22 protein-coding genes are annotated in these 21,221 nt (G+C 69.0%); 12 read left to right on the forward strand and 10 right to left on the reverse strand.

The features are described 5' to 3' along the window. Window positions 1-27: 27 nt before the first annotated feature. Window positions 28-576, reverse strand: coding sequence for a dihydrofolate reductase family protein (locus tag DFI_RS06945; RefSeq protein WP_027461547.1), 549 nt, complete (start codon window positions 574-576; stop codon window positions 28-30). Window positions 577-763: 187 nt separating this feature from the next. Between DFI_RS06945 and asnS the strand changes: the two genes are divergently transcribed. From asnS to DFI_RS06960, 3 genes are all read left to right on the forward strand, one after another. Further along, complete coding sequence (gene asnS, locus DFI_RS06950) at window positions 764-2,098, forward strand: asparagine--tRNA ligase (protein ID WP_027461548.1); 1,335 nt, start codon at window positions 764-766, stop codon at window positions 2,096-2,098. Window positions 2,099-2,229: 131 nt separating this feature from the next. Beyond that, window positions 2,230-3,126, forward strand: coding sequence for a PhzF family phenazine biosynthesis isomerase (locus tag DFI_RS06955; RefSeq protein WP_027461549.1), 897 nt, complete (start codon window positions 2,230-2,232; stop codon window positions 3,124-3,126). A gap of 49 nt (window positions 3,127-3,175) precedes the next feature. After that, a complete protein-coding gene (locus tag DFI_RS06960) occupies window positions 3,176-3,970 on the forward strand; it encodes a Cof-type HAD-IIB family hydrolase (protein ID WP_027461550.1) in 795 nt (264 codons plus the stop codon). A 120-nt stretch (window positions 3,971-4,090) separates the two neighbouring features. Here the strand turns inward: DFI_RS06960 and DFI_RS06965 are convergent, their stop codons facing one another. Next, complete coding sequence (locus DFI_RS06965) at window positions 4,091-5,737, reverse strand: methylmalonyl-CoA mutase family protein (RefSeq protein ID WP_027461551.1); 1,647 nt, start codon at window positions 5,735-5,737, stop codon at window positions 4,091-4,093. 267 nt (window positions 5,738-6,004) lie between these two features. Here DFI_RS06965 and DFI_RS06970 point away from each other — a divergent pair, with 267 nt between their 5' ends. From DFI_RS06970 to recQ, 3 genes are all read left to right on the forward strand, one after another. Beyond that, window positions 6,005-7,342: an AI-2E family transporter gene (locus tag DFI_RS06970; RefSeq protein ID WP_051307379.1), complete on the forward strand. Its 1,338-nt coding sequence runs from the start codon at window positions 6,005-6,007 to the stop codon at window positions 7,340-7,342. A gap of 135 nt (window positions 7,343-7,477) precedes the next feature. Beyond that, entirely contained in the window at window positions 7,478-9,259 is a 1,782-nt protein-coding gene (typA, locus tag DFI_RS06975; protein WP_022802034.1) for a translational GTPase TypA, read from the forward strand. Window positions 9,260-9,394: 135 nt separating this feature from the next. Further along, entirely contained in the window at window positions 9,395-11,611 is a 2,217-nt protein-coding gene (gene recQ, locus DFI_RS06980; RefSeq protein ID WP_027461552.1) for a DNA helicase RecQ, read from the forward strand. Window positions 11,612-11,617: 6 nt separating this feature from the next. Here recQ and glgC read toward each other — a convergent pair whose 3' ends face one another. Further along, on the reverse strand, window positions 11,618-12,859 hold the full coding sequence (gene glgC / locus DFI_RS06985; RefSeq protein WP_022802032.1) for a glucose-1-phosphate adenylyltransferase: 1,242 nt from the start codon (window positions 12,857-12,859) through the stop codon (window positions 11,618-11,620). Window positions 12,860-13,021: 162 nt separating this feature from the next. After that, window positions 13,022-13,945: a tRNA (adenosine(37)-N6)-dimethylallyltransferase MiaA gene (miaA, locus tag DFI_RS06990; RefSeq protein WP_027461553.1), complete on the reverse strand. Its 924-nt coding sequence runs from the start codon at window positions 13,943-13,945 to the stop codon at window positions 13,022-13,024. Window positions 13,946-13,994: 49 nt separating this feature from the next. Between miaA and DFI_RS06995 the strand changes: the two genes are divergently transcribed. From DFI_RS06995 to DFI_RS07010, 4 genes are all read left to right on the forward strand, one after another. Next, entirely contained in the window at window positions 13,995-14,399 is a 405-nt protein-coding gene (locus DFI_RS06995) for an Hsp20/alpha crystallin family protein (protein WP_022802030.1), read from the forward strand. Window positions 14,400-14,502: 103 nt separating this feature from the next. After that, a complete protein-coding gene (locus DFI_RS07000; protein ID WP_155864493.1) occupies window positions 14,503-14,979 on the forward strand; it encodes a hypothetical protein in 477 nt (158 codons plus the stop codon). A 76-nt stretch (window positions 14,980-15,055) separates the two neighbouring features. Next, the gene (gene mntE / locus DFI_RS07005) at window positions 15,056-15,955 is read left to right on the forward strand and encodes a manganese efflux transporter MntE (protein WP_022802028.1); all 900 of its coding nucleotides are present in this window, start codon (window positions 15,056-15,058) and stop codon (window positions 15,953-15,955) included. Window positions 15,956-15,959: 4 nt separating this feature from the next. Continuing rightward, window positions 15,960-16,481 (forward strand): hypothetical protein, encoded by a 522-nt coding sequence (locus DFI_RS07010; RefSeq protein ID WP_022802027.1) that lies wholly within the window; start codon window positions 15,960-15,962, stop codon window positions 16,479-16,481. Between the two features lie 2 nt (window positions 16,482-16,483). Here the strand turns inward: DFI_RS07010 and DFI_RS07015 are convergent, their stop codons facing one another. Both DFI_RS07015 and DFI_RS07020 read right to left on the reverse strand, forming a co-directional pair. Next, window positions 16,484-17,941, reverse strand: a complete 1,458-nt coding sequence (locus tag DFI_RS07015; RefSeq protein WP_027461557.1) for an aspartate aminotransferase family protein — start codon at window positions 17,939-17,941, stop codon at window positions 16,484-16,486. Window positions 17,942-17,977: 36 nt separating this feature from the next. After that, entirely contained in the window at window positions 17,978-18,262 is a 285-nt protein-coding gene (locus DFI_RS07020; protein ID WP_027461558.1) for a rhodanese-like domain-containing protein, read from the reverse strand. Window positions 18,263-18,343: 81 nt separating this feature from the next. Here DFI_RS07020 and DFI_RS07025 point away from each other — a divergent pair, with 81 nt between their 5' ends. Both DFI_RS07025 and DFI_RS07030 read left to right on the forward strand, forming a co-directional pair. Continuing rightward, entirely contained in the window at window positions 18,344-18,652 is a 309-nt protein-coding gene (locus tag DFI_RS07025; protein ID WP_027461559.1) for a rhodanese-like domain-containing protein, read from the forward strand. Next, the gene (locus DFI_RS07030) at window positions 18,649-19,008 is read left to right on the forward strand and encodes a metal-sulfur cluster assembly factor (RefSeq protein WP_022802024.1); all 360 of its coding nucleotides are present in this window, start codon (window positions 18,649-18,651) and stop codon (window positions 19,006-19,008) included. The genes DFI_RS07025 and DFI_RS07030 overlap by 4 nt, the downstream gene beginning before the upstream one ends. Window positions 19,009-19,094: 86 nt before the next feature. On the opposite strand, the gene lysX is transcribed toward DFI_RS07030, so the two are convergent. The 4 genes from lysX to DFI_RS07050 form a co-directional block, all read right to left on the reverse strand. Then, window positions 19,095-19,961, reverse strand: a complete 867-nt coding sequence (lysX, locus tag DFI_RS07035) for a lysine biosynthesis protein LysX (RefSeq protein WP_027461561.1) — start codon at window positions 19,959-19,961, stop codon at window positions 19,095-19,097. Window positions 19,962-20,042: 81 nt separating this feature from the next. Then, a complete protein-coding gene (lysW, locus tag DFI_RS07040; RefSeq protein WP_022802022.1) occupies window positions 20,043-20,216 on the reverse strand; it encodes a lysine biosynthesis protein LysW in 174 nt (57 codons plus the stop codon). A 105-nt stretch (window positions 20,217-20,321) separates the two neighbouring features. Further along, window positions 20,322-20,663, reverse strand: a complete 342-nt coding sequence (locus DFI_RS07045) for a hypothetical protein (protein WP_027461562.1) — start codon at window positions 20,661-20,663, stop codon at window positions 20,322-20,324. Between the two features lie 54 nt (window positions 20,664-20,717). After that, the gene (locus tag DFI_RS07050) at window positions 20,718-21,221 is read right to left on the reverse strand and encodes a LeuD/DmdB family oxidoreductase small subunit (protein ID WP_027461563.1); all 504 of its coding nucleotides are present in this window, start codon (window positions 21,219-21,221) and stop codon (window positions 20,718-20,720) included.

Consider the following 21,221-nt stretch of genomic DNA (forward strand, 5'->3'; position numbering starts at 1 on the left):
CAGCCCAGCTGAGATGGGGGATTTCGTTTACCGCGTGGAGTCCGGTTCGTACGTCAGCAGCAGCACGCCGTCGCCCAGGTCCCGGGACGCCGCGAGTTTCAGGGGAACCCGGTCCCCTTCCCCGAACAGCCGTTTTCCGCGTCCGAGCACCACCGGAAACACCATCAATCGCAACTCGTCCACCAGACCATGCCGCAACAGCCACTGCGCCAGTGTGGCGCTGCCGTACACGAGCAGGCTCCCCTCCCCCTGACCTTTCAGCTGAGAGACGGCCTCCTCCAGGTTCCCCGGCAGGACCTCGGCATTCCACCCAAGGGTGCCGGGCACCAACGTCCTTGAGGTAACGTGTTTGGGCAGAGAGTTCATCCGGTCCGCGAATTCACCTTTGCCCTCCTGGCCCGGCCAGTACCCCAGAAAGTCCTCGAACGTCACGCGGCCCAACACCAGAGCGTCAGTCTCGAACAGTTCCTCCCGCTTGAAGGACCTGTCCTCCGGCGAATACTGCCGTGTCCAGGCCCCAGGCTCCTCCATCACGCCGTCCAGGGACAGAAATTCCGTCACGATGAGTTTGCGCACTTTGGGCCTCCTATGGAATGTGTGCTGGTGGAGCTGAGTGTAGAAAAAAACAAAGGTCAGCACAGGTGAAAATTTTCACCTCAATATTCCCTTTTGCCCGTCGGCCTTGTATTCTTGCTCCTGGGCTTTGCAATTGGATATATTCCAGAAAATTTGCCGCGGCTCCCTACGCCTATACTGACCGCCGATGAGCAGCATTCGCAGTCTGAAAGAGCACGTGGGCGAAACCGTCACGCTAAACGCCTGGCTGACCGACAAGAGCGGCAAGGGCAAGATTCAATTCCTGAAACTCCGCGACGGCACCGGCTTCGTGCAGGCCACCGTCTTCAAGGGAGACGTCACCGAGGAGATTTTCGAGGCGGCCAAGCGCCTCACGCAGGAGCAGGCCGTGAGCATCACCGGCGAGGTCCGCGCGGATGAGCGCGCGCCGGGCGGCGTGGAGCTCAGCGTGCGGGACCTCTCCCCCATCAGCGAGAACCACGGCGAGTACGCCATCACCCCCAAGGAGCACGGCATCGAGTTCCTGATGGACCAGCGCCACCTGTGGCTGCGGCACCGCCGCCCCTGGGCAGTCATGCGCGTGCGGGACTGCGTGCAGCGCGCCATCGTGGACTTCTTCCACGGCGAGGGCTTCGTGCGCTTCGACGCGCCCTTCTTCACCCCGAACGCCGCCGAGGGCACCACCGAACTCTTCGAGATCGACCTGTTCGGCGAGGACAAGGCGTACCTGAGCCAGACCGGGCAGCTGCACGCCGAAGCGGGCGCCTTCGCGTTCGGGAAGGTGTACACCTTCGGCCCGACCTTCCGCGCGGAGAAGAGCAAGACCCGCCGGCACCTGCTGGAATTCTGGATGGTGGAGCCCGAGGTCGCCCCCAGCAACCACGCGCAGAACATGGACCTTCAGGAGCGGTTCGTGAGCTTCCTCGTGCGCCGCGCGCTCGCGGAATGCCAGGCGGAACTGGACCTGCTGGGCCGGGACGTGAGCAAACTGGCCGGCGCCGCCGAGGGCAACTACCCCCGCGTGACGTACACGGACGCGCTGGAGATCATCCGCAAGCACATCGAGGACCGCGACCTCCCCCCGAACGTGCAGGACGACGTGCAGCCGGTCGAGTGGGGCGACGACCTCGGCGCGCCGCACGAGACGATCCTGGGCCATCACTTCGACCGGCCGGTGATGATCGAGCGGTACCCGGCGGCCATCAAGGCGTTTTACATGCAGCCGGACCCGCAGGACCCTCGCGTGGCCCTGTGTGACGACATGATCGCCCCGGAAGGGTACGGCGAGATCATCGGCGGGTCCGAGCGCATCCACGATTACGACCTGCTGAAGTCCCGCATCGAGCATGAGGGACTGCCGCTGGAGGCGTTCGACTGGTACCTGGACCTGCGCCGCACCGGGAGCGTGCCGCACGCGGGGTTCGGCATGGGCCTGGAGCGCGTGATCGCCTGGATCACCGGCATCGACCACATCCGCGAGGCGATTCCGTTCCCGCGGATGCTGACGCGCATGAAACCCTGAGGACATGCTTGGGTGCGGGTGGGTGGGCGCGGGCCTGCTCACCCGCTTTCCTCGGTCGGTTCCGCAGATTCCCTGTTTTGGATATATTCATCCACCGGCCTGGGCGGGACCCCAGGCGCTAGAGTGAGCGGATGATCGGGTACAGCGAGGTCTACGCCTTCACCGACACGCCCGGCTTCGGCAACCGCGCCGGCGTGGTGCTGGACGCCCGCACCCTGAGCGACCGGCAGATGCAGGCCCTCGCCCGCCACCTGGACGCCCCGGAAACCGTGTTCGTCACGGACCTGGACCGGCGCGGCGCCACCGTCCGCTACTTCACCCCCACTCAGGAGATCGAGTTCTGCGGGCATGCCACCCTGGCCCTGGGGCTGATGCTCGCCCAGCAGGGCCTGCTCCGGCACGGGCAGGACTACCCGCTGCACACCCTGGTGGGCACCGTGCCCCTGCGCCTGGACGGTGACAACCAGGAACTGCGCATCTGGATGCAGCAGCCCGAACTGGACGTCCGGCCCCTGCCGGGCGCGCTGCGCGCCGAGTTCGCCGAGGCCCTGGGCATCAACGAACGGGTGATACACCGCGGCCTTCCGCTGGCCGCCGCGAGTGCCGGAGGATGGAGCGCCTTCGTGCCCCTGCTGGACCAGATGATCCTCGACGCCCTGGAACCCGACCTGGACCGCATCCGCACCATCAGCGAGTCGCTGGGCATCGTGAGCGTGTACGCGTACGCGCCGGTGGGCGTGAACCGCTTCGCCGCACGGGACTTCGCGCCCGCTGTGGGCATTCCCGAGGACCCCGTCACCGGCAGTGCCGGCGGCGCCCTGCTGGGCCTGCTGGCCTCCCAGGGCCGGCTGCCCGTCCGCGGGGACCGGGCGGCCGGCACGGTGTACCAGGGGCACGTCCTCGGCACTCCCGGCGAGGTGGAGGTGCAGGTGCTGCTCCGCGGCGACCGCGTGACCGCCATTCGCGTGGGCGGCCGCGCCGTGATGGACCGCGAGGGCCACTGGCTGCCGGACACAACCGCCCAGTGATCTGAACCGCCACCGGCCCGGCGATTCCGTCAGGGCCTACACTGCCGTGATGCTGGGACTTGTCGGAGTGGATGTGGACGGAACGCTGGTCGGCACGGACAACCGCGTGCGGGAGGACGTGTGGGCGGCCATCGAACGGGGGCGCGCAGCAGGCATGCACTTTGCCATCTGCACCGGGCGGCCCGCGGTGGGCAACGCCCTGGAGTACGCGCGGCGCCTCGATCCGGACGGCTGGCACGTCTTCCAGAACGGGGCGAGCATCGTGCACGCCCGCACGGGCGAGAGCCTCTCGGCGGCCTTTCCGGAAGAGGCCCTGCCGGGCCTGCTGAACATGGCGCACGAACGCGGGTGGCTGCTGGAGCTGTACACCGACACGGACATGGCCGTCACGCAGCCGGGGGACGTGGCGCGGCGGCACGCGGACCTGCTGGGCATCCCGTACCGCCCGCAGCCGCCCGAGGCGCTGGAGGGCACGGTCGTGCGCGTGCAGTGGGTGGTGCCCCGCGAGGACGAGGGCACGGTCACGGCCACACCTCACCCCGGGCTGGACCTGCACCCGGCAGGCAGCCCGGTCATGCGGGACGTGATGTTCATCAGCGTCACGCGGGCTGGCGTGAACAAGGGCAGCGCCCTGGGCCGCATCGCACAGCGGTACGGGTTCGGCATGGACCGCGTGATGATGGTCGGCGACGGAGAGAACGACGTGACGGCCCTGCGGGCGGTAGGTCACCCGGTCGCCATGGGGAACGCGGACGCCCCGGCCCGGGAGGCTGCGCGGTATCAGGTGGGGCACGTGGATCAGGGGGGATTGATCGGGGCGGTGGATCTGGCGCTGGGGCTGTAGGTCACTGGGACCGGGGAGTGGCTACGTACGGACAGACCGCTATGATTGGATATATTCGGTTGTCAGACGTGAAAAGGCGGAGCGTTCCAGATGGACGCTCCGCCTCTCCCCTGCCCCGGATCAGACCAGAACGGGTTCGGTGTACTCGCCGTACACGGCCTTCAGGGTGTCCATCTGCTCGCCCAGCGTGCAGTACGCGTGCGCGCACTCCAGGAAGGCAGGCATGCTGTTCGCCCCGGTCACGGCCGTGTCGCGCAGGGCCGCCAGGGCGGCTTCGGCGCGCTGCGGGTCGCGTTCGCGCTTCACCTGCGCCAGACGCCGGGCCTGGAGCTCCTCCACGGCCGGGTCGATGATCTGGATGGGCACCTCCACGGCGTCCTGCACGAAGTCGTTCACGCCGACGATGATGCGGTCCTTGGTTTCCACCTCGCGCTGGTAGCGGTAGGCGGCCTCAGCCATCTCCAGCTGGAAGAAGCCGTTGTCGATGCCGGCCTCCACGCCGCCCATCATGCGGATCTGCTCGATGTACCCCATGGCCGCCGCCTCGATGTCGTTGGTGAGCTTCTCGACGTAGTAGCTGCCGGCCAGGGGGTCCACGACGCCGGCCACGCCGGTTTCGTACGCGATGATCTGCTGGGTGCGCAGGGCGATGGCGGCACTCTCCTCGGTGGGAAGGGCCAGGGCCTCGTCGAAGGCGTCGGTGTGCAGGGACTGGGTGCCGCCGAGCACGGCCGCGAGGGCCTGGATGGCGACGCGGGCGATGTTGTTCAGGGGCTGCTGAGCGGGCAGGCTCACGCCGGCCGTCTGGCTGTGGGTGCGGAGCATCAGGCTGCGGGGGTTTTTCGCGCCGTAGCGGTCACGCATCTGCCGGGCCCAGATGCGGCGCGCGGCGCGGAGCTTGGCGATCTCCTCGAAGAAGTCGTTGTGGATGTCCCAGAAGAAGCTGATGCGGGGCGCGAACTCGTCGATGTCCAGGCCGCGTTCCAGGGCTTTTTCCACGTAGTGGAAGCCGTCGGCGAGGGTGAACGCCAGTTCCTGCACGCCGGTCGCGCCGGCCTCGCGGATGTGGTACCCGGACACGCTGATGAAGTTCCACTTGGGCACGACCTTAGGGCCCCACTCGAAGGTGTCGATGACGAGCTTCACGCTGGGCGCGGGCGGGTAGATGAATTCCTTCTGCGCGATGAATTCCTTCAGGATGTCGTTCTGGATGGTCCCGCCGACCCGGCCGAGGTCCTTGCCCTGCTTCTGGGCGTTGGCAATGTACATGGCCCAGATGGCGTTCGCGGGGCTGTTGATGGTCATGGAGGTGGTCACTGCTTCCGGGTCGATGCCCTGGAAGAGGATTTCCATGTCCGCGAGGCTGCTGACGGCCACGCCGCACTTCCCGACCTCTCCCCTGGAGAAGGGGTGGTCACTGTCGTAACCCATCAGGGTGGGCAGATCGAACGCGGTGGACAGGCCCGTCTGGCCGGCTTTCAGGAGGGCGTGGAAGCGTTCGTTGGTCTGCTCGGCGCTGCCGAAGCCGGCGAACATGCGCATGGTCCAGAGCTTGCCGCGGTACACGCTGGGCTGCACACCGCGGGTGTACGGGAACTCGCCGGGGTAACCCAGGTCGCGTTCGGCGTCCCAGTCCGTCAGGTCGTCCGCAGTGTAGATGGGCTCGGGGTCCATGTCGGACAGGTTCTTGAAGTTGTACTTGCGTTCAGGGAATTTCTGCGCGGCGGGGCTGTAGACGCTCTGCATCCACTCGTTTTTCGTTTTCATGCGGGGACCTCCGGGCGGGCGCGGGGGGTGGGGCGCGGGACGGCAAAACTAACGACCGTTAGGGTACTGGACAGGGTAGCAGACCGGTGCGCCGCCCCGGTGCCGGGCAGGTGAGACAGCCCCCCGCCCAGGGGAACCGGACGCGGCCGTCTTGAGGCTCCGTTCGGGAAAGCCCGGGCTACTGCGGGGCCTGCTCTAGACTCGGCGGCACATGACAGAAGCAGCGTCGGGCACGGCGGTTCAGGCAGGACTCACCCGGAGGGCGGCGTGAGCGGCCCAATACGTTCGCCCGCCCCGGGCCGGCGGGGACCGAACGTGCAGGTGGTGAATCTGCTGCCGGTGGCGATGGCCGTGATCGGCGTGCTGCTGCTCCTGAGCTTTTTCGGGCGGGTCGCGCCGTCCCTGCTGGCGATCACCCTGGCCCTGATCCTCGCCACGGCCCTGAACCCCGTGGCGCGGTTCTTCGAGCGGTGGATGTCCCGCGGCCTGGCGGGCACGCTGACGGTGCTGCTGGTGCTGGGCACCATCGTGGGCCTGGGGTTCCTGGCCGTGCCCCCCATCGTGAAGCAGCTCAGCGGACTGGGCGAGAGCCTGCCCACCGACCTGAACCAGATCGAGGCGCGGCTGAACAGCTGGCTGAGCCTGAACCCCACCCTGGACCGCGTGGTCCCGGACGACGCTCCGGGCCGGCTGGCCGAGCAGGCCGGGAAGCTGGGCAATGTTCTGGCCGAGCGTCTGCCGGGGGTGCTGACCCTGGTGGGCGGCGGGATCTTCACGGCGCTGGTCACGCTGATCATGGTGGTGTTCGCACTGGGGAACCCGGTGCCCATCGTGAACGGGTTCCTGGGTGCCGTGCCCGCCCACTACCGCCTGAACGCCACGCGCGCCCTGGCGCAGACCCTGAAGCAGATGGGCGCCTGGGGCCGCGCGACCGTGCTGGTCATGCTGGTCACGGGAACGGTCACGGCAGCCGGGTTCTACCTGCTGGGCGTGCAGAACTGGCTGGTGTTCGGGATTCTCGCGGCGCTGGGGGAACTCGTGCCGACCATCGGACCCATCGTGGCGTCGCTGCCGCCGGTGCTGTTCACGCTGGCGTCCGACCCGGAGAAGGCGCTGTGGGTGGCGGTGTTCGTGCTGGTGTTCCAGCAGGTGAGCGGGTTCGTGCTGGCGCCCTTCGTGGTGGGCGGCGCGGGCGGCCTGCACCCACTGTCGGTGACGGTGGGCGTGCTGCTGTTCAGTGGCGTGTTCGGCATCGTGGGCGCGTTCCTGACCATTCCGTTCCTGATCCTGATCAAGGCGGTGTATCAGCACTTCTACCTGCGGGACGCGCCGGACATCCCCGACGCGGTCGCCATGGCCCTGATCAGCGGGGTGGTGGAGGAGCAGATGGACCGCGAGGAGGAAGCGCGCAAGGCCGCCGACCGCGCGATTCAGGAGGTGCGGGACGCGGAACTGGAACGGCAGCTGCAGGAGGGCGAGCTGGACCTGGAGGCCGTGCTGGACGAACACAGCGAGCACGACTCCACGCCCGTGGTTCGCCCGGCGCCCCGTGGGAACGCGGAATCCGGCGGGCCGCCGCGGGGCCCGGAACGGCCGGACACCTGAACGCCCCGCAATCTGATAGAATTCCCGTTTGGGAGACCCGCCCCGAGTCGTGTGGCGGGCTTTTTCGTGCCAGGGAGAGCAGAAGGCCGGAGGCAAACGCGCCGGCGGCCGACCGCTCCGAGCAAGGGAGCAAGTATGGAATACAGGAACATTGCGATCATCGCGCACGTCGACCACGGCAAGACCACGCTGGTGGACGGCCTCTTGAAGCAGACGCTGGAACTCAAGCACGGCGAGGAAATCGCCGAACGCGCCATGGACAGCAACGATCTGGAACGCGAGCGCGGCATCACCATCCTGGCGAAGAACACCGCCGTGGAGTACAAGGGCGTCAAGATCAACATCGTGGACACCCCCGGCCACGCCGACTTCGGCGGGGAAGTCGAGCGCGTGCTCGGCATGGTGGACGGCTGCCTGGTGCTCGTGGACGCTGCCGAAGGCCCCATGCCCCAGACCCGCTTCGTGCTGCGCAAGGCGCTGGAACTGGGCCTCAAGCCCATCGTCGTCGTGAACAAGATCGACCGCCAGGACGCCCGCCCGGAAGAGGTCGTGAACCTCACCTTCGACCTGATGGCCGAACTCGGCGCGAACGACGACCAGCTGGACTTCCCTGTGCTGTACGCCATCGCCCGTGAAGGCAAGGCGTTCAAGGACCTGGAAGCCCCCCGCGACGACTTCGAGGAACTGTTCGACATGGTGCTGGAAAAGATCCCCGCGCCGCACGTGGACTTGGAAGCGCCCTTCCAGATGCTGGTCACGAACCTCGACTACAGCGAGTACCTGGGCCGCATCGTGCTGGGCCGCGTGAACCGCGGCACCGTCAAGAAAGGCGAGTTCGTTCAGCTGATGCACAAGGACGGCACGATGACCAAGACCCGCGTGGTGCAGCCGTTCACGCACCTGGGCCTCAAGCGCATCGAGTCCGACGTCGTGGGCGCCGGGGACATCGTGGCGCTGGCCGGCATCGAGGACGCGCAGATCGGCGAGACCATCGCTGACCTCGCCGACCCCGAGGCGCTGCCCATCATCACCGTGGACGAACCCACCGTGAACATGACCTTCCAGCCCAACACCAGCCCCTTCGCCGGGCGGGAAGGCAAGTACGTCACCAGCCGCCACCTCAATGACCGCCTGAAGAAGGAAGTCATGACGAACGTGTCCCTGCGCGTCGAGGAAATCCGCCCTGACGAGTTCGTGGTCAGCGGCCGCGGCGAGCTGCACCTGTCCATCCTGCTGGAAACCATGCGCCGCGAAGGGTACGAGGTGCAGGTCGGCAGCCCCCGCGTCATCACCCGCGACATCGACGGCGAGAAGCACGAGCCCTTCGAGCACCTGGTCATCGACGTGCCCGAGCAGCACAGCAGCAGCGTGATCGGCGTGCTGTCCAGCCGCAAGGGCCAGATGGTGAACATGGAGCCCCAGGGCAACCGCGTGCGCGTGGAATTCAAGATTCCGTCCCGCGCCCTGTTCGGCTTCCGCACCGGCTTCCTCAGCATGACGCAGGGCGAGGGGATCATGAGCCACGTGTTCGACGGGTACGCGCCGTGGGCCGGGGAACTCAAGACCCGCCAGAATGGCTCGCTGGTCAGCATGGAAGACGGCCCGGCCTTCGCGTACAGCATCTTCAAGCTGCAGGACCGCGGCAGCTTCTTCATTGACGCCGGCACGGAAGTGTACGTGGGCATGATCGTGGGTGAGAACGCCCGCGAGAACGACCTGAACGTGAACGTCTGCAAGAACAAGAAGCTCACCAACGTCCGCTCCGCCGGCGCCGACGAGGCCCTGACGCTGATTCCCCCGCGCCGCCTGACGCTGGAAGACGCGCTGGAGTACATCTCTGAGGATGAACTGGTGGAACTGACCCCGCAGAGCATCCGCCTGCGCAAGAAAATTCTGAACCCCAGCCTGCGCAAGTAAGCGGGGGAAAGATGGGAGGCTGGCGACGACATGCCAGCCTCCTTCCGATTTAACTTGATATAGCCATAGGTGGATTGGATATATTCCGTCGTCCGCCTCCTGTTACGCCCGGAACAGAAAGAGTATCCTCTCCCGGTGACTGCCGTCTCCCCCACCAACCTCGACACCCGCGCCCTCGACATCCTCCACCGGGTCTGGGGGTACGGCGCGTTCCGGGGCGTGCAGGCCGACATCGTCCGCACCGTCGCCGCCGGCGGCAACGCCCTGGTCCTGATGCCCACCGGCGGCGGGAAGAGCCTGTGCTACCAGGTGCCCAGCCTGCTGCGCGACGGCACCGGCATCGTCGTCTCCCCCCTGATCGCCCTGATGAAGGACCAGGTGGACGCCCTGCGCGAGAACGGCGTGCGCGCCGCGTACCTGAACTCCACCCTGAGCCTCCCTGAAGTCCGCGAGGTGGAGGAGGCGCTGCTGGCCGGTGAGCTGGACCTGCTGTACGTGGCGCCCGAGCGGCTGCTCCTGCCCCGCACCCTGGACCTGCTGGAACGCGCCCCGGTGGCCCTGTTCGCCATCGACGAGGCGCACTGCGTGTCCCAGTGGGGCCACGACTTCCGGCCCGAGTACGGGCAGCTGGGCGTGCTGCCCGAACGCTTCCCGCACCTGCCGCGCGTGGCGCTGACCGCCACCGCCGACGACCGGACCCGGGCGGACATCCTGAACGTGCTGCACCTGCACGGCGCGCCTCAGTTCGTGAGTTCCTTCGACCGGCCGAACATCCAGTACCGCGTGGCGAACAAGGAAGCCCCCAAGTCCCAGCTGCTGGACTTCATCCGGGGCGAGCACGCCGGGGACGCCGGCATCGTGTACTGCCTGAGCCGCAAGAGCGTGGAGGACACCGCCAGGTGGCTCACGGCGCAGGGTGTGGAGGCCGTGCCGTACCACGCGGGCCTCAGCCCCCGAGAGCGCAACACCGCGCAGGAGCGCTTCCTGAACGAGGAGGGACTGGTCGTGGCGGCCACCGTGGCTTTCGGCATGGGCATCGACAAGCCCAACGTGCGCTTCGTGGCGCACCTGGACCTGCCCAAGAGCATGGAAGGGTACTACCAGGAAACCGGCCGCGCGGGCCGTGACGGGCTGCCCAGCACCGCCTGGATGGTGTACGGCCTGGCGGACGTGGTGAACGTGCGCCGCATGCTCGCGCAGAGCGACGCGCCGGAGGAGGTCAAGCGCGTGGAGGCCGGGAAGCTGGACGCGCTGCTCACCTACTGCGAGACGGCCGCGTGCCGCCGGCAGGTGCTCCTGGCGTACTTCGGGGAGGAGTTGCGGGAACCCTGCGGGAACTGCGACACCTGCCTGAATCCGCCGCGCGTGCACGACGCCACCCGCGAGGCGCAGATGGCGCTGTCGGCCGTGATCCGCACCGGGAACCGCTTCGGGGCGGCGCACGTCACGGACGTTCTGCTGGGCCGGGAGACCGAGCGTGTGCTGGCGCTGGGGCACCACCAGCTGCCCACCTTCGGGGTGGGAGCCGGGCATGACGAGAAGTTCTGGCGCGGCATCCTGCGGCAGCTGACCAGCCTGGGCCACCTGACGGCCGGCGAGCACCACGGCCTGAGTGCCACCGGCCGGGCCCGCCCGCTCCTGAAGGGCGAGGCGGAATTCCGGGTGCGGGAGGACAGCCTGCTGCCGCGCGAGACCGTGAAGCGCCGCGAGCGGACCAGCCGGGCGAGCGGCGCGGTAGCCGAGGCGGACCGGGGCCTGTTCGAGGCGCTGCGGGCGTGGCGGCTGGGCCGCGCGAAGGAACTGGCGGTGCCGCCGTACGTGATCTTCAGCGACGCGACGCTCAAGGGCATCGCGGAGACGCGGCCGGGCAGCCACGCCGCGCTGGGCCTGGTGAGCGGCGTGGGGCAGCGCAAACTCACGGATTACGGAGACGAGGTGCTGCAGGTCGTCCGTGACCAGGGCGGGGAGCCGCGGGCCGGGGCGCCCCTCACCGACGCGCAGCGCGGGACCGCCGCCAACCTCGCGGTGCTGAACGTGCTGCGGGCCGGCCGGGCGGCGTCGGCCAGCCCAGCCCCGGGAGGCCCAGGCGCACCGCTGCTGTCCGTGTCGGTGCCTGAACCGGCGCGGCAGGAGGCGGTGACCGAGGCGCTGCGGGCGCTGCGTCAGGAGCTGTGCCGGGAGACCGGGCACAGCCCCTTCGTGGTGTTACCGAACGCCACGCTTGCTGCCCTGGCCGAGCGGCAGCCCCGCACGCTGGAGGAGTTGCGGGGCCTGCCGGGCATGGGCGAGAAACGCATTGAGGCGTACGGGCGGCGGGTGGTGGAGGCGGTCAGCGCCGCGCTGGGCGGCTGACGCGCCTCAGAAGGTGAAGCTCTTGGGCACCACGACGACGCCGCTGTCGGTGACGGTGAAGCCGCGGGCGCGGTCCTCGTCGGGGTCCAGGCCGATCTGCGTGCCCGGGGGGATCTTCACGTCCTTGTCCACGATCACGCGGTGCAGGTGGCTGTGCCGCCCGACCTCCACGTCGTCGAACAGCACGCAGTGTTCCATCAGCGAGTACGAGTGCGCGCGGACGTTGCGGCCCAGCACGCTGTCCCGCACGGTGCCGCCGCTGATGATGGCGCCGCCGGCCATGATCGAGTTGAACGCCTGCCCCTTGCGGCCCTCGGATTCATGCACGAACTTCGCGGGCGGGGAGAACTCGCTGCTGGTGCGCAGCGGCCACTGCGGGTTGTAGATGTCGAACTCCGGGTTCACGCTCACGAGGTCCATGCTCGCCTCGAAGTACGCGTCCAGGGTTCCCACGTCCCGCCAGTAGCGGTTGGGGCCGGCCTGCCCCGGGATGGGGTTGCGGTGGAAGTCGTACGCCTGCACGTGGTACCCGTCCGACAGCGCGCGGGGAATGACGTCCTGCCCGAAGTCGAAGCCGTCCTTCTGCCCGCTGATGCTGGTGTGCAGCAGTTCCTCCAGCGCCCGGCGCGAGAAGATGTAGTTGCCCATGCTGGTCAGCGTGGTGGTGGGGTCGTCCGGGAGGCCGGGCGGGTTGGCAGGTTTTTCCAGGAACTGCGTGACGCGCCAGCCGTCGTCGATCTGCATGACGCCGAAGCGGTGCGCCTCGGTCTGCGGCATGGGGTAGGCGGCAATGGTCACGTCCGCGCGGGACTGGATGTGCTGCTCCAGCATGTGCTCCACGTTCATCTTGTAGATGTGGTCGCCGCTGAAGATCGCCACGTAGTCCGCCTCGAAGTTGTCGATCAGGTGCATGTTCTGGTACACGGCGTCGGCGGTGCCGCGGTACCACACCGCGCCGAGTTCCTCGTAGCGGTACATCTGCGCGGGCACCAGGGTGATGAAGTAGTCGCTGAGGAAGGTCCCGAAGCGCCAGCCGCGCTGGATGTGCTCGGTGAGGCTCTGCGCCTTGTACTGCGTGAGGACGTAGATGGAGAACACGCCGCTGTTGATGAAGTTGTTGATGGCGAAATCGATGATGCGGTACTTGCCGCCGAACGGCACGGCCGGCTTGCTGCGCTTCTGGGTGAGCGGCGCGAGGCGCGAGCCCTGCCCACCGGCAAGAATCATTCCGAGAACCCTGGGTTTCATGCGCACCCTCCACCGCGCCTTGCATTCCGGTGGCGCGGGCAGACCGGGGGACGAGACGGAAGCCGGACCGGAGAGGAAATCGGAGCTGGGCACGCTTGGCCGGCGCATTCATGCATAGGCTCACATTATCCGCCCGGAAATGGGGATGGGCTGCGCCGGTCTTTATCTGTTCGCAGTCAAACACGCCCCGAGACGCTCCCCGGCGTCTGCCGGGCCGAGCAGCGCGGCGCCCAGCTGGGTGCGCAGGAAGGTCAGCTGGCGCTTGGTGTACTGCCGGGTCGCGAGGGCCACGGCGTCCTGCACGGCCTCGCGGGAGCGGCGCCCCAGGGCGAGGTCCAGCACGTCCCGGTACCCCAGGGCCTGCCACACGGTCGGCCGGGGCTGAAGGTCCGGGGCCACTCTGGAGGCCAGCCAGCGCGCCTCGGCGGGCCAGCCGGCGTCCAGCATGGCCGCGATCCGCCCGGCCTGCCGCCGGGCCAGCGCGTCCGGCTCCAGGGTGAAGGCGATCAGGTCGTACCGGAAGGCGGGGGCGCTGCGCCCGAACGCGCCGGGGTATCGGCCGGTCATGCGGTGCACCTCGGTCGCCCGGGCGATGCGGCGGGGGTTGCGCTGCATGCGCTCCGCCTCGGCCGGGTCCCGGGCCATGATGTCGGCCAGCAGCGCCTCCCAGCCGCGCTCGGCCAGCTCCGCGGCCACCGCCTCCCGCACGGCCGGGTCGGCCGGCGGGGTGAGGGGCAGGCCGTGCATCAGGGCCTGCAGGTAGAAGCCGGTGCCGCCCACCACCAGCGGCCGGTGCCCGCGCGCCAGGATGTCCGCGATGGCGGCCTCGGCGTCGCGGGTGAAGCGGGCGACGTCGTACTCGCTCTCCACGTCCACCACGTCGATCAGGTGATGCGGCACCGCGGCGAGGTCCGCCGGGCCGGGTTTGGCGGTGCCGATGTCCAGCCCGCGGTACACGGTGAAGGCGTCGGCCGACACGAGTTCCACCGGGGAGCCGGCCTGCCGGGCGGCGTGGAGGGCCAGGGCGCTCTTGCCGGCAGCGGTCGGGGCACTCAGGATCGGGACGGGGAGGCGCGGGGCGGGCACGGGCGAATTGTAGGGCGGGCGCCGCGGGCGGGATGCTACGGTGAACGGCATGAACGAGCCGGTGCTGGGACGACTGCAGCAACTCATGACCCTGCGTGAGGGAGTGGAGAGCCTGTCCGGAACAGGGCCGTGGATTCCGGCCGCCGACTGGCTGGATTCGGACACGCACCTGACCCTGCTGCTGGACGTGCCGGGCGTGGAGACGGACTCTCTGGTGCTGGAGGAGGAGGGCACGCTGCTGCGCGTGATGGGGGAGCGGGCGGCGCCGGCGCGGCGGTTGCAGGGGGAGCGGCCGGACGGGCGCTTTATCCGCACCCTGGCGTTCCCGCAGGAGGTCGTGCCGCAGAGCGGGGAGGCGCGTCTGGCGCATGGGGTCCTGGAGGTGCGGTTCGAGAAGCGCCACCCCACCATTGAGGTCACGGCGTTCGCCGAGGCGGAGGGCCACGGGGAGTGAGGTCCCCCGTCACGTGAAGGGAGCCTGAACGGCCCGGGCCGCCCGCCCCCATCCGCGGAGGGCGGGGCCCAGGTAGTGTGGCGGCCTGAGGTACCGTGACTTGATGTCGAAACAATCCCTTCCGCGTGCGGTGCGCCCGGCCAGACCCGACCGGGCCGCCCGCCGGAAGTGCCTTCCCCTCCTGGCCGGGCTGCTGTGCACGGCCAGCCTGACGGCCTTGCCCGCCGCGCAGGCGGCGCCCGCCACGCCCACCTGCACGACCGGCTCCCGGATGCTGGACGGACAGATCACCCGGCCGGCCGGCGTGACCCGCGTGTGCAGCGGCCGCACCTTCACCGCGTACGCGCGCGAGATCGTGCGCTACCAGTCATTGGGCGTGCGGATCGAGATCTGGTCCACGAAGGGCGACCCGCAGACCGTGAAGGGCCCGCTGGTCAAGGGCATGACGGCGCTCGGCTACCGCCTGAAAGGCACCTACCCCAACGGGGAGCGAAAGTACGTGACCGCCACCGGGCGCGGCGTGCGGATTTCCGACTGGAAGGAAGGCAGCGTCACGTACTTCCTGCTGTTCCTGTTCTGACCGGCGGCCCCATCCGGATTTTTCGCGCCGCAGGAAGTCAACTTCGGCTCTCCTAACCCTGTTAGCCTGACGGGGCATGGCGCCCCTGACCACCAGCCGGACCCTCAGAATTGCCGCGGGCAGCGTCCTGGTCGCCGTGGTGGTGCTCAGCCTGAAGTTCGTGGCGTACCAGATGACCGGCAGCCTGGCGCTGTACTCCGACGCGCTGGAAAGCATCATCAACGTCGTCGCGGCCCTGGCGGCCCTGATCGCCCTGCGCATCGCGGCCCGCCCCGCCGACGACAACCACCCGTACGGGCACAGCAAGGCTGAGTACTTCAGCGCCGTGGCCGAGGGCGTACTGATCGTGCTGGCGGCCTTCACCATCCTGCGTGAGGCGCTGCCCGCCATCCAGAACCCGGGGGCGCGCGCCGCGCCGCTGGACGGCCTGCTGGTTAACGGCCTGGCGAGCGTCATCAACGGCGTGTGGGCCACCTTCCTGCTTCGCGAGGGCCGCAGCATCGGCTCCCCGGCCCTGCTGGCCGACGGGCGGCATGTCATGAGCGACGTGGTGACCAGCGTGGGCGTGCTGGCGGGCGTGCTGCTGGCCCGTTTCACCGGCTGGCACGTGCTAGATCCCCTGCTGGCCGCGCTGGTCGCGGTGAACATCCTGTGGAGCGGGTGGCATCTGGTGCGCGAGAGCGTGGGCGGCCTGATGGACGGCGCCGACCCCGACACCACCGCCCGGCTGCGGCGGATCATGAGCCAACACGCGGACGGCGCGCTGGAAATGCACGACCTGCGCACCCGGCAGGCCGGGCAGGTCACCTTCGTGGAGTTTCACCTGGTGGTGCCGGGCGACATGACCGTCTCGCGTAGCCACGTGATCTGCGACGTGCTGGAAGAAGCGATCCGCGCCGAGATGCCGGGCGCGCAGGTCACCATTCACGTGGAGCCGCCCGAGAAGGCCAAGCATCACGGCGTGGTGGTGGTGTGAAGCCGTGACGGACCCCCGCCTCAGTGAACGGCCCAGACGGCCGCTGTCAGCGAAACCGGCCGGGTACGTGGGGCTGGCGACCTACTCCAGCCTGGGGCGGCTGTGGGCCATGCTGGACGCCGCCAGGCGGGCCGGGCGGACCGTGAGCGTGGTGCGGGGCGACCCGCCGGAGGCCGCGCGGCGCCGCATCAGCGGGTACACGCTGCGCGGCGCGGGTCTGTTTGTGGACACCGAGCGCCTGCTGCGGGACCTGGAGGACGGGTTCGAGACGCACCCGGCCCTGCTGGCGCTGATGGCCGGGGACGCCGGGCCGCTGCGGGACACGCTGAACGCCGGGTACGAGCTGCGGCTGGACTTCACGGTGGCCCTCACGGCCGGCCGTGACCTGATCCTGCGGCCGGAATTCCGGTACGCGCCCCTGCCGGAGAACGCCGACCCGCTGCCGTCCACGGTGACGCTGCGCACGCGGCGGATGGGCCGCGACGAGCTGCACCTGCTGCTCCAGCGCGCCTGCGGCCTCGCCTGACCTTACTCGTAGGAGCGGGCGCGGTTGCGGGCGGGCGTGGCGGCGTAGCGGGCGAGCTGCGCGGTGAGGCCGGCGGGCGTATTCGTGAGGATGTGGCGGGAGGTGGGCTGCCGCGCCGCGAAAGCGTCCAAGCGGTCGAACACCTGGGTGAGCAGGTCCTCGGGCATGTCCAGGGCGGGCGTGAGGCGCACGGTGCGCTTGCTGCTCAGGCTGAGGTTCGCCATGACGCCCGCCTCGTGAATCTGCCGCAGGGCCAGGATGGCGGTCGCCTCGAACAGCAGTTCCTTCAGGGCGCCCGGCAGCGGCACGCCCAGCATGGGCTGGAACTGCATGGCGAGCAGCAGGCCCTGCCCGCGGACCTTTTCCAGCAGGCGCGGGTGGCGGGCCTGCATGGCCTGCAGCCGCGTGAGGCCCACCTCGCCCAGGGCGCGGCTGCGGGCGGGGAAGTCGTTCTCCATCAGGTATTCCAGGGATTTGAGGCCCACGGCCATGGCGAGGGACCCGCCGCCGAAGGTGTTGCTGTGGCGTTTGCTGCTCAGGCCCGGCAGCATCTTCTTGTAGATGCTGCGGCGCACGATGGTGGCGCCCACGGCGGTCAGGCCCGCGCCGAGGGGCTTGGCGAGGGTCACGATGTCCGGGTCCAGGCCCTGCGCAGCCGATTCGAACCAGTGTCCGGTGCGGCCCAGGCCGGTCTGGATCTCGTCGGCGATGACCACGATGCCGTGCCGGGCGCACAGTTCGCCCAGGCCGGTCAGGAAGCCGGGCGGGGGGATGTTCACGCCGCCCTCGCCCTGGATGGGTTCCACGACCACGCAGGTGACCTTGTCCGGCCCGAGCCGGCGGATCAGGGTGCTCAGGGCCCGCAGGTCCCCGTACGGCGTGGTCACGGCGCCCGGCACCAGCGGCTTGAAGGCGTCCTGGTACTCGGGGTTGGGCGTGAGGCTCAGGGCGCCCAGGGTCTTGCCGTGGTAGGCGCTGGTGAACGAGATGCTGTACTTCGACCCGGGGCGGTAGGCGCGGGCGAACTTCAGGGCGCCCTCGATGGCCTCGGTGCCGCTGGAGCAGAAAAACACCTGATCGTCACTGTGGCTGGGCAGTTCCCGCGCGAGCAGCCGCACGAGGTTCGCTTCCAGCGCGGCGCGCCAGGGGCTGCTGGACTGCTGCGGGAGGCTCATGGCGCGGTTTTTCTCCATGAATTCCCGGATGAAGCCCGTGATGGCCGGCGGCATGTCGCCGAACGGCACGGCGGAGTACCCGCTGACGTTGATGCGCCGCACGCCGCGCTCGTCCTCCAGTTCCCAGGGGGTGACGCGGTAGAAGGGGCCGCCCACACCGATCAGGTCCAGGCCGTACAGCAGTTCCTCGTTGCCGTACGCGAATTCCAGGCGCCGGACCTCGGGGCCACTGAGTTTCTCGTCCAGAACGTCACGGGTGCTGATGAATCCAGCGGGCAGGCTCATATCCTCTCAGTCTAGTGCAGCGGGCATGAGGACGGCTCAGCGCGGGAGTTCGCGCAGCAGGGCGGGCAAGCCGCCCGGGTAGGACTCGGCGTTCAGGCCGTCGGCACGCAGGAAGCGCGCGGCGAGCTGCGAGCGCACGCCCCGTTCGCACAGGACGAGCAGCGGGCCGTCGGCGGGCGTCAGGCCGTGCCGGGCGTCCTCGATCTCGTCCAGGCTGAGGGTCACGAGCCGGTGGTGCGGCAGCAGGGCGCCCAGGGGCTGCGCGGCCCGCAGGGGTTCGGGGCGAAGGTCGAGCAGGGTGACGCCGGCGGGCACTGGCATGCGGCAAGCATAGCGGGACACCCGCGGGCGCATCCCGACTGGGTTACTCAGGTTTCCGCCCGGGTCGGGTATGCTGGGGGCATGCAGGAAGTCACCCCCCAGGAAGGCCTCGCCCGCGTGCAGCGCGGAGCGCTGCTCGTGGACGTGCGCGAGCAGAACGAGTACGACGAAGTTCACGCCCAGGGCGCGCAGCTGATTCCCCTCAGCGAGTTCGAGAGCCGCTACGCGGAGCTGCCCCAGGACCAGGAGATCGTCCTGATCTGCCGCAGCGGCGCCCGCAGCGGCCGCGCCACGCAGTTCCTGATGGACCAGGGCTACACCCGCGTCGCCAACCTCCAGGGCGGCACGCTGGCCTGGGACGAGGCCGGCCTCCCGGTGGACCGCGCATGACCGGCGAAGCGCAGCCCGAGACTGTGGCCGCCAGCGGCGCCCTGCCCACCGAAGCGCAGATCCGCGAGGCGCTGAAGGTCGTCAAGGACCCGGAAATCCCCGTAAACGTGGTGGACCTGGGCCTCATCTACGGCGTGGACATCAACGCCGACGGGCACGTGGACATCACCATGACCCTGACCAGCGTCGGCTGCCCGGTGCAGGACCTGATCCGCGCGGACGCGGAGATGGCCGTGGGCCGCCTGGACGGCGTGTCCGACGTGAACGTGGAATTCGTGTGGACGCCGCCATGGGGTCCGGACAAGATGAGCGAGGACGGCAAGCGCCAGATGCGCATGTTCGGCTTCAACGTCTGAACAGCACTTCCCAGCTTTCCGCATGAAGGCGGCAAACAGAGAGGGCCCCACCGAGCAGATGCGGTGGGGCCCTCTCCATCAGGTGGTCAGGCCAGGAGGCGGATGGCGTGCTCGGCCATCAGGCGCGGGATGTTCACGCCGGTGGTGGCCACGCTGTTCTTGAACTCCATGGTGTGGTTGATTTCGATGATGACCAGCCCGCCCCACTCGTTCTGGCGTCCGGGCGCCTCGACGAGGTCGATGGCGACGATCTCCCCTTCCACCGCGGCGGCCGCCTTCACGGCCAGGTCGGCGAGGTCCGGGGTGACGGGGCAGTTGGTGGCCCTGGCGCCGCGGGCGGTGTTGGTGATCCAGTGCTCGCTGGTGCGGTAGATCGCGCCGATGCACTGCCCGCCGACCACGAAGGCGCGGATGTCGCGCCCGGGCTTGTCGATGAGTTCCTGCACGTAGAAGATGCCGTGTTGCGGCCCGCCGAGCACCTCCTTGTGTTCGATGACGGCCTCGGCGGCGTGGCGGTCGTTCAGGCGGCTTACCATGCGGCCCCAGCTGCCCACGGTGGGTTTCAGCACGACCGGGTAGCCGAGCTCCTCGATGAGTTGCAGCGCCGCGTCGCCGTCGAACGCGACGCCGGTGCGGGGCGTGGGCAGGCCGTGGGCGTGCAGGCGGGCGTTCGTGGCGAGCTTGTCGCCGCACAGTTCGATGACGTGCGCGGGGTTGATGACGTGCACGCCGAACGCTTCGAGCGCGCGGGTGACGGCGTGCCCGCGCGACTGGCTGACGCAGCGTTCGATGGCGACCTTCCAGGGCACCTGCTGGGCGCCCTGATCGTCGAAGGTGAGGGTGAGGTGGGGGGCGTACACCTTGTCGTAGGGCACGCCGAGGTCGTCGAGCGCCTCGAAGAGCATCTTCTCGTCGGGGCGGATGCGGTCATAGATGACGGCGAGGTCGGCCATGCGGGGCTCCTGGGTGGGGCGGGGGGCGCAGGGTTCAGCGGTCAGCCGGGGCGTCCGGGCTGACCGCTGGGGGGGTGGGGTTTACTCGCCCCAGTCCTCGGCTTCCTGGGGGGCGGCCTGGAGGCGGGGGGGGTCGAGGCTGACGACCTCGTATTCGACGCCGGTTTCGTCGTCGATGACGAGTTCGCCGAGTTCGGGGTTGGTGAGTTCGATGGCCGCTCCGGTGTCCGGGTTTTCAAATTGAACAGTAGACATGATGACTCCTCTCGTTTGACAGGTTAAATCGTATCATAGATTTACAAACGAAATCGTCTAGGGCAGATCCCCTCGCGGACAGCAGGACCCCCAGCAACGCCAGGATTACTCCGCGTCGCTTCCCTCGGTGAACTCCAGCTCGATCTTCGCCCGGCAGTGGGGGCACTCCACCACGCTCACCTGCGACCCGTCCGGCGATTCCAGCAGCGGCGCGGCGGCCAGCATCTCGTCCGTCACGTCGAACTCCTCCCCGCAGCCCGGGCATACCGTCAGCACGCCCAGCAGGTCCAGTTCGAAGTCCTCCCCCTCCCCGCTGCGGGTCACCTCCATCTCGGCGTTGCACGAATCGCACACGATCACGTCCCCGACCGAGAGTTCGGCGCGGTCCTCATCGGTCAGTTCCAGAACCTCCGCGCAGATCGGGCACTCAATTTCCAGAATGGGCATGCCCCAGTGTACGAAGAGAGGCGCCCCTGCGGGCGCCCCCTGACCTGTCTCCCCTTACTCCCCGGCGGGTTTCTCCCCGGGAAAGCGGCCGTGCTGCTTGAAGAACTCCAGGATGCTCCCGGCCGCCAGGGCCTCCCGCAGGAACTCCGGCGGGGGCGGCAGCTGGATCACGCCCCCCGCGTGGCGCAGTTCCCCGCTGGCGGCGTCCAGGCTCACCTCGGCGCCGTCCTCCAGCACGCCGGTCAGGTCGTACGCGAAGGCCGGGATGCCCAGGTTCAGCAGGTTGCGGTAGTGGATGCGCGCGAAACTGGGCGCCACGATCCCCCCGATCCGCAGTTTCTTCAGCGCCTGCGGGGCGTACTCGCGGCTGCTGCCCAGGCCCCAGTTCCGCCCGCCGATCAGCACGTCCCCGGGCTGCACCGCCGCGGCGAACTCCGGGCGGATGTAATGGAACGCGAAGGTCTGGAACACGTCCTCACCGGCCATGAACGGCGCGAACTTGCCGGGCAGGATGTCATCCGTGTTCACGCTGTCACCGAATTTCCAGATTCTGGGCAT

Source organism: Deinococcus ficus (assembly GCF_003444775.1).
In the GTDB taxonomy this organism is placed as follows: Bacteria; Deinococcota; Deinococci; order Deinococcales; family Deinococcaceae; genus Deinococcus; species Deinococcus ficus.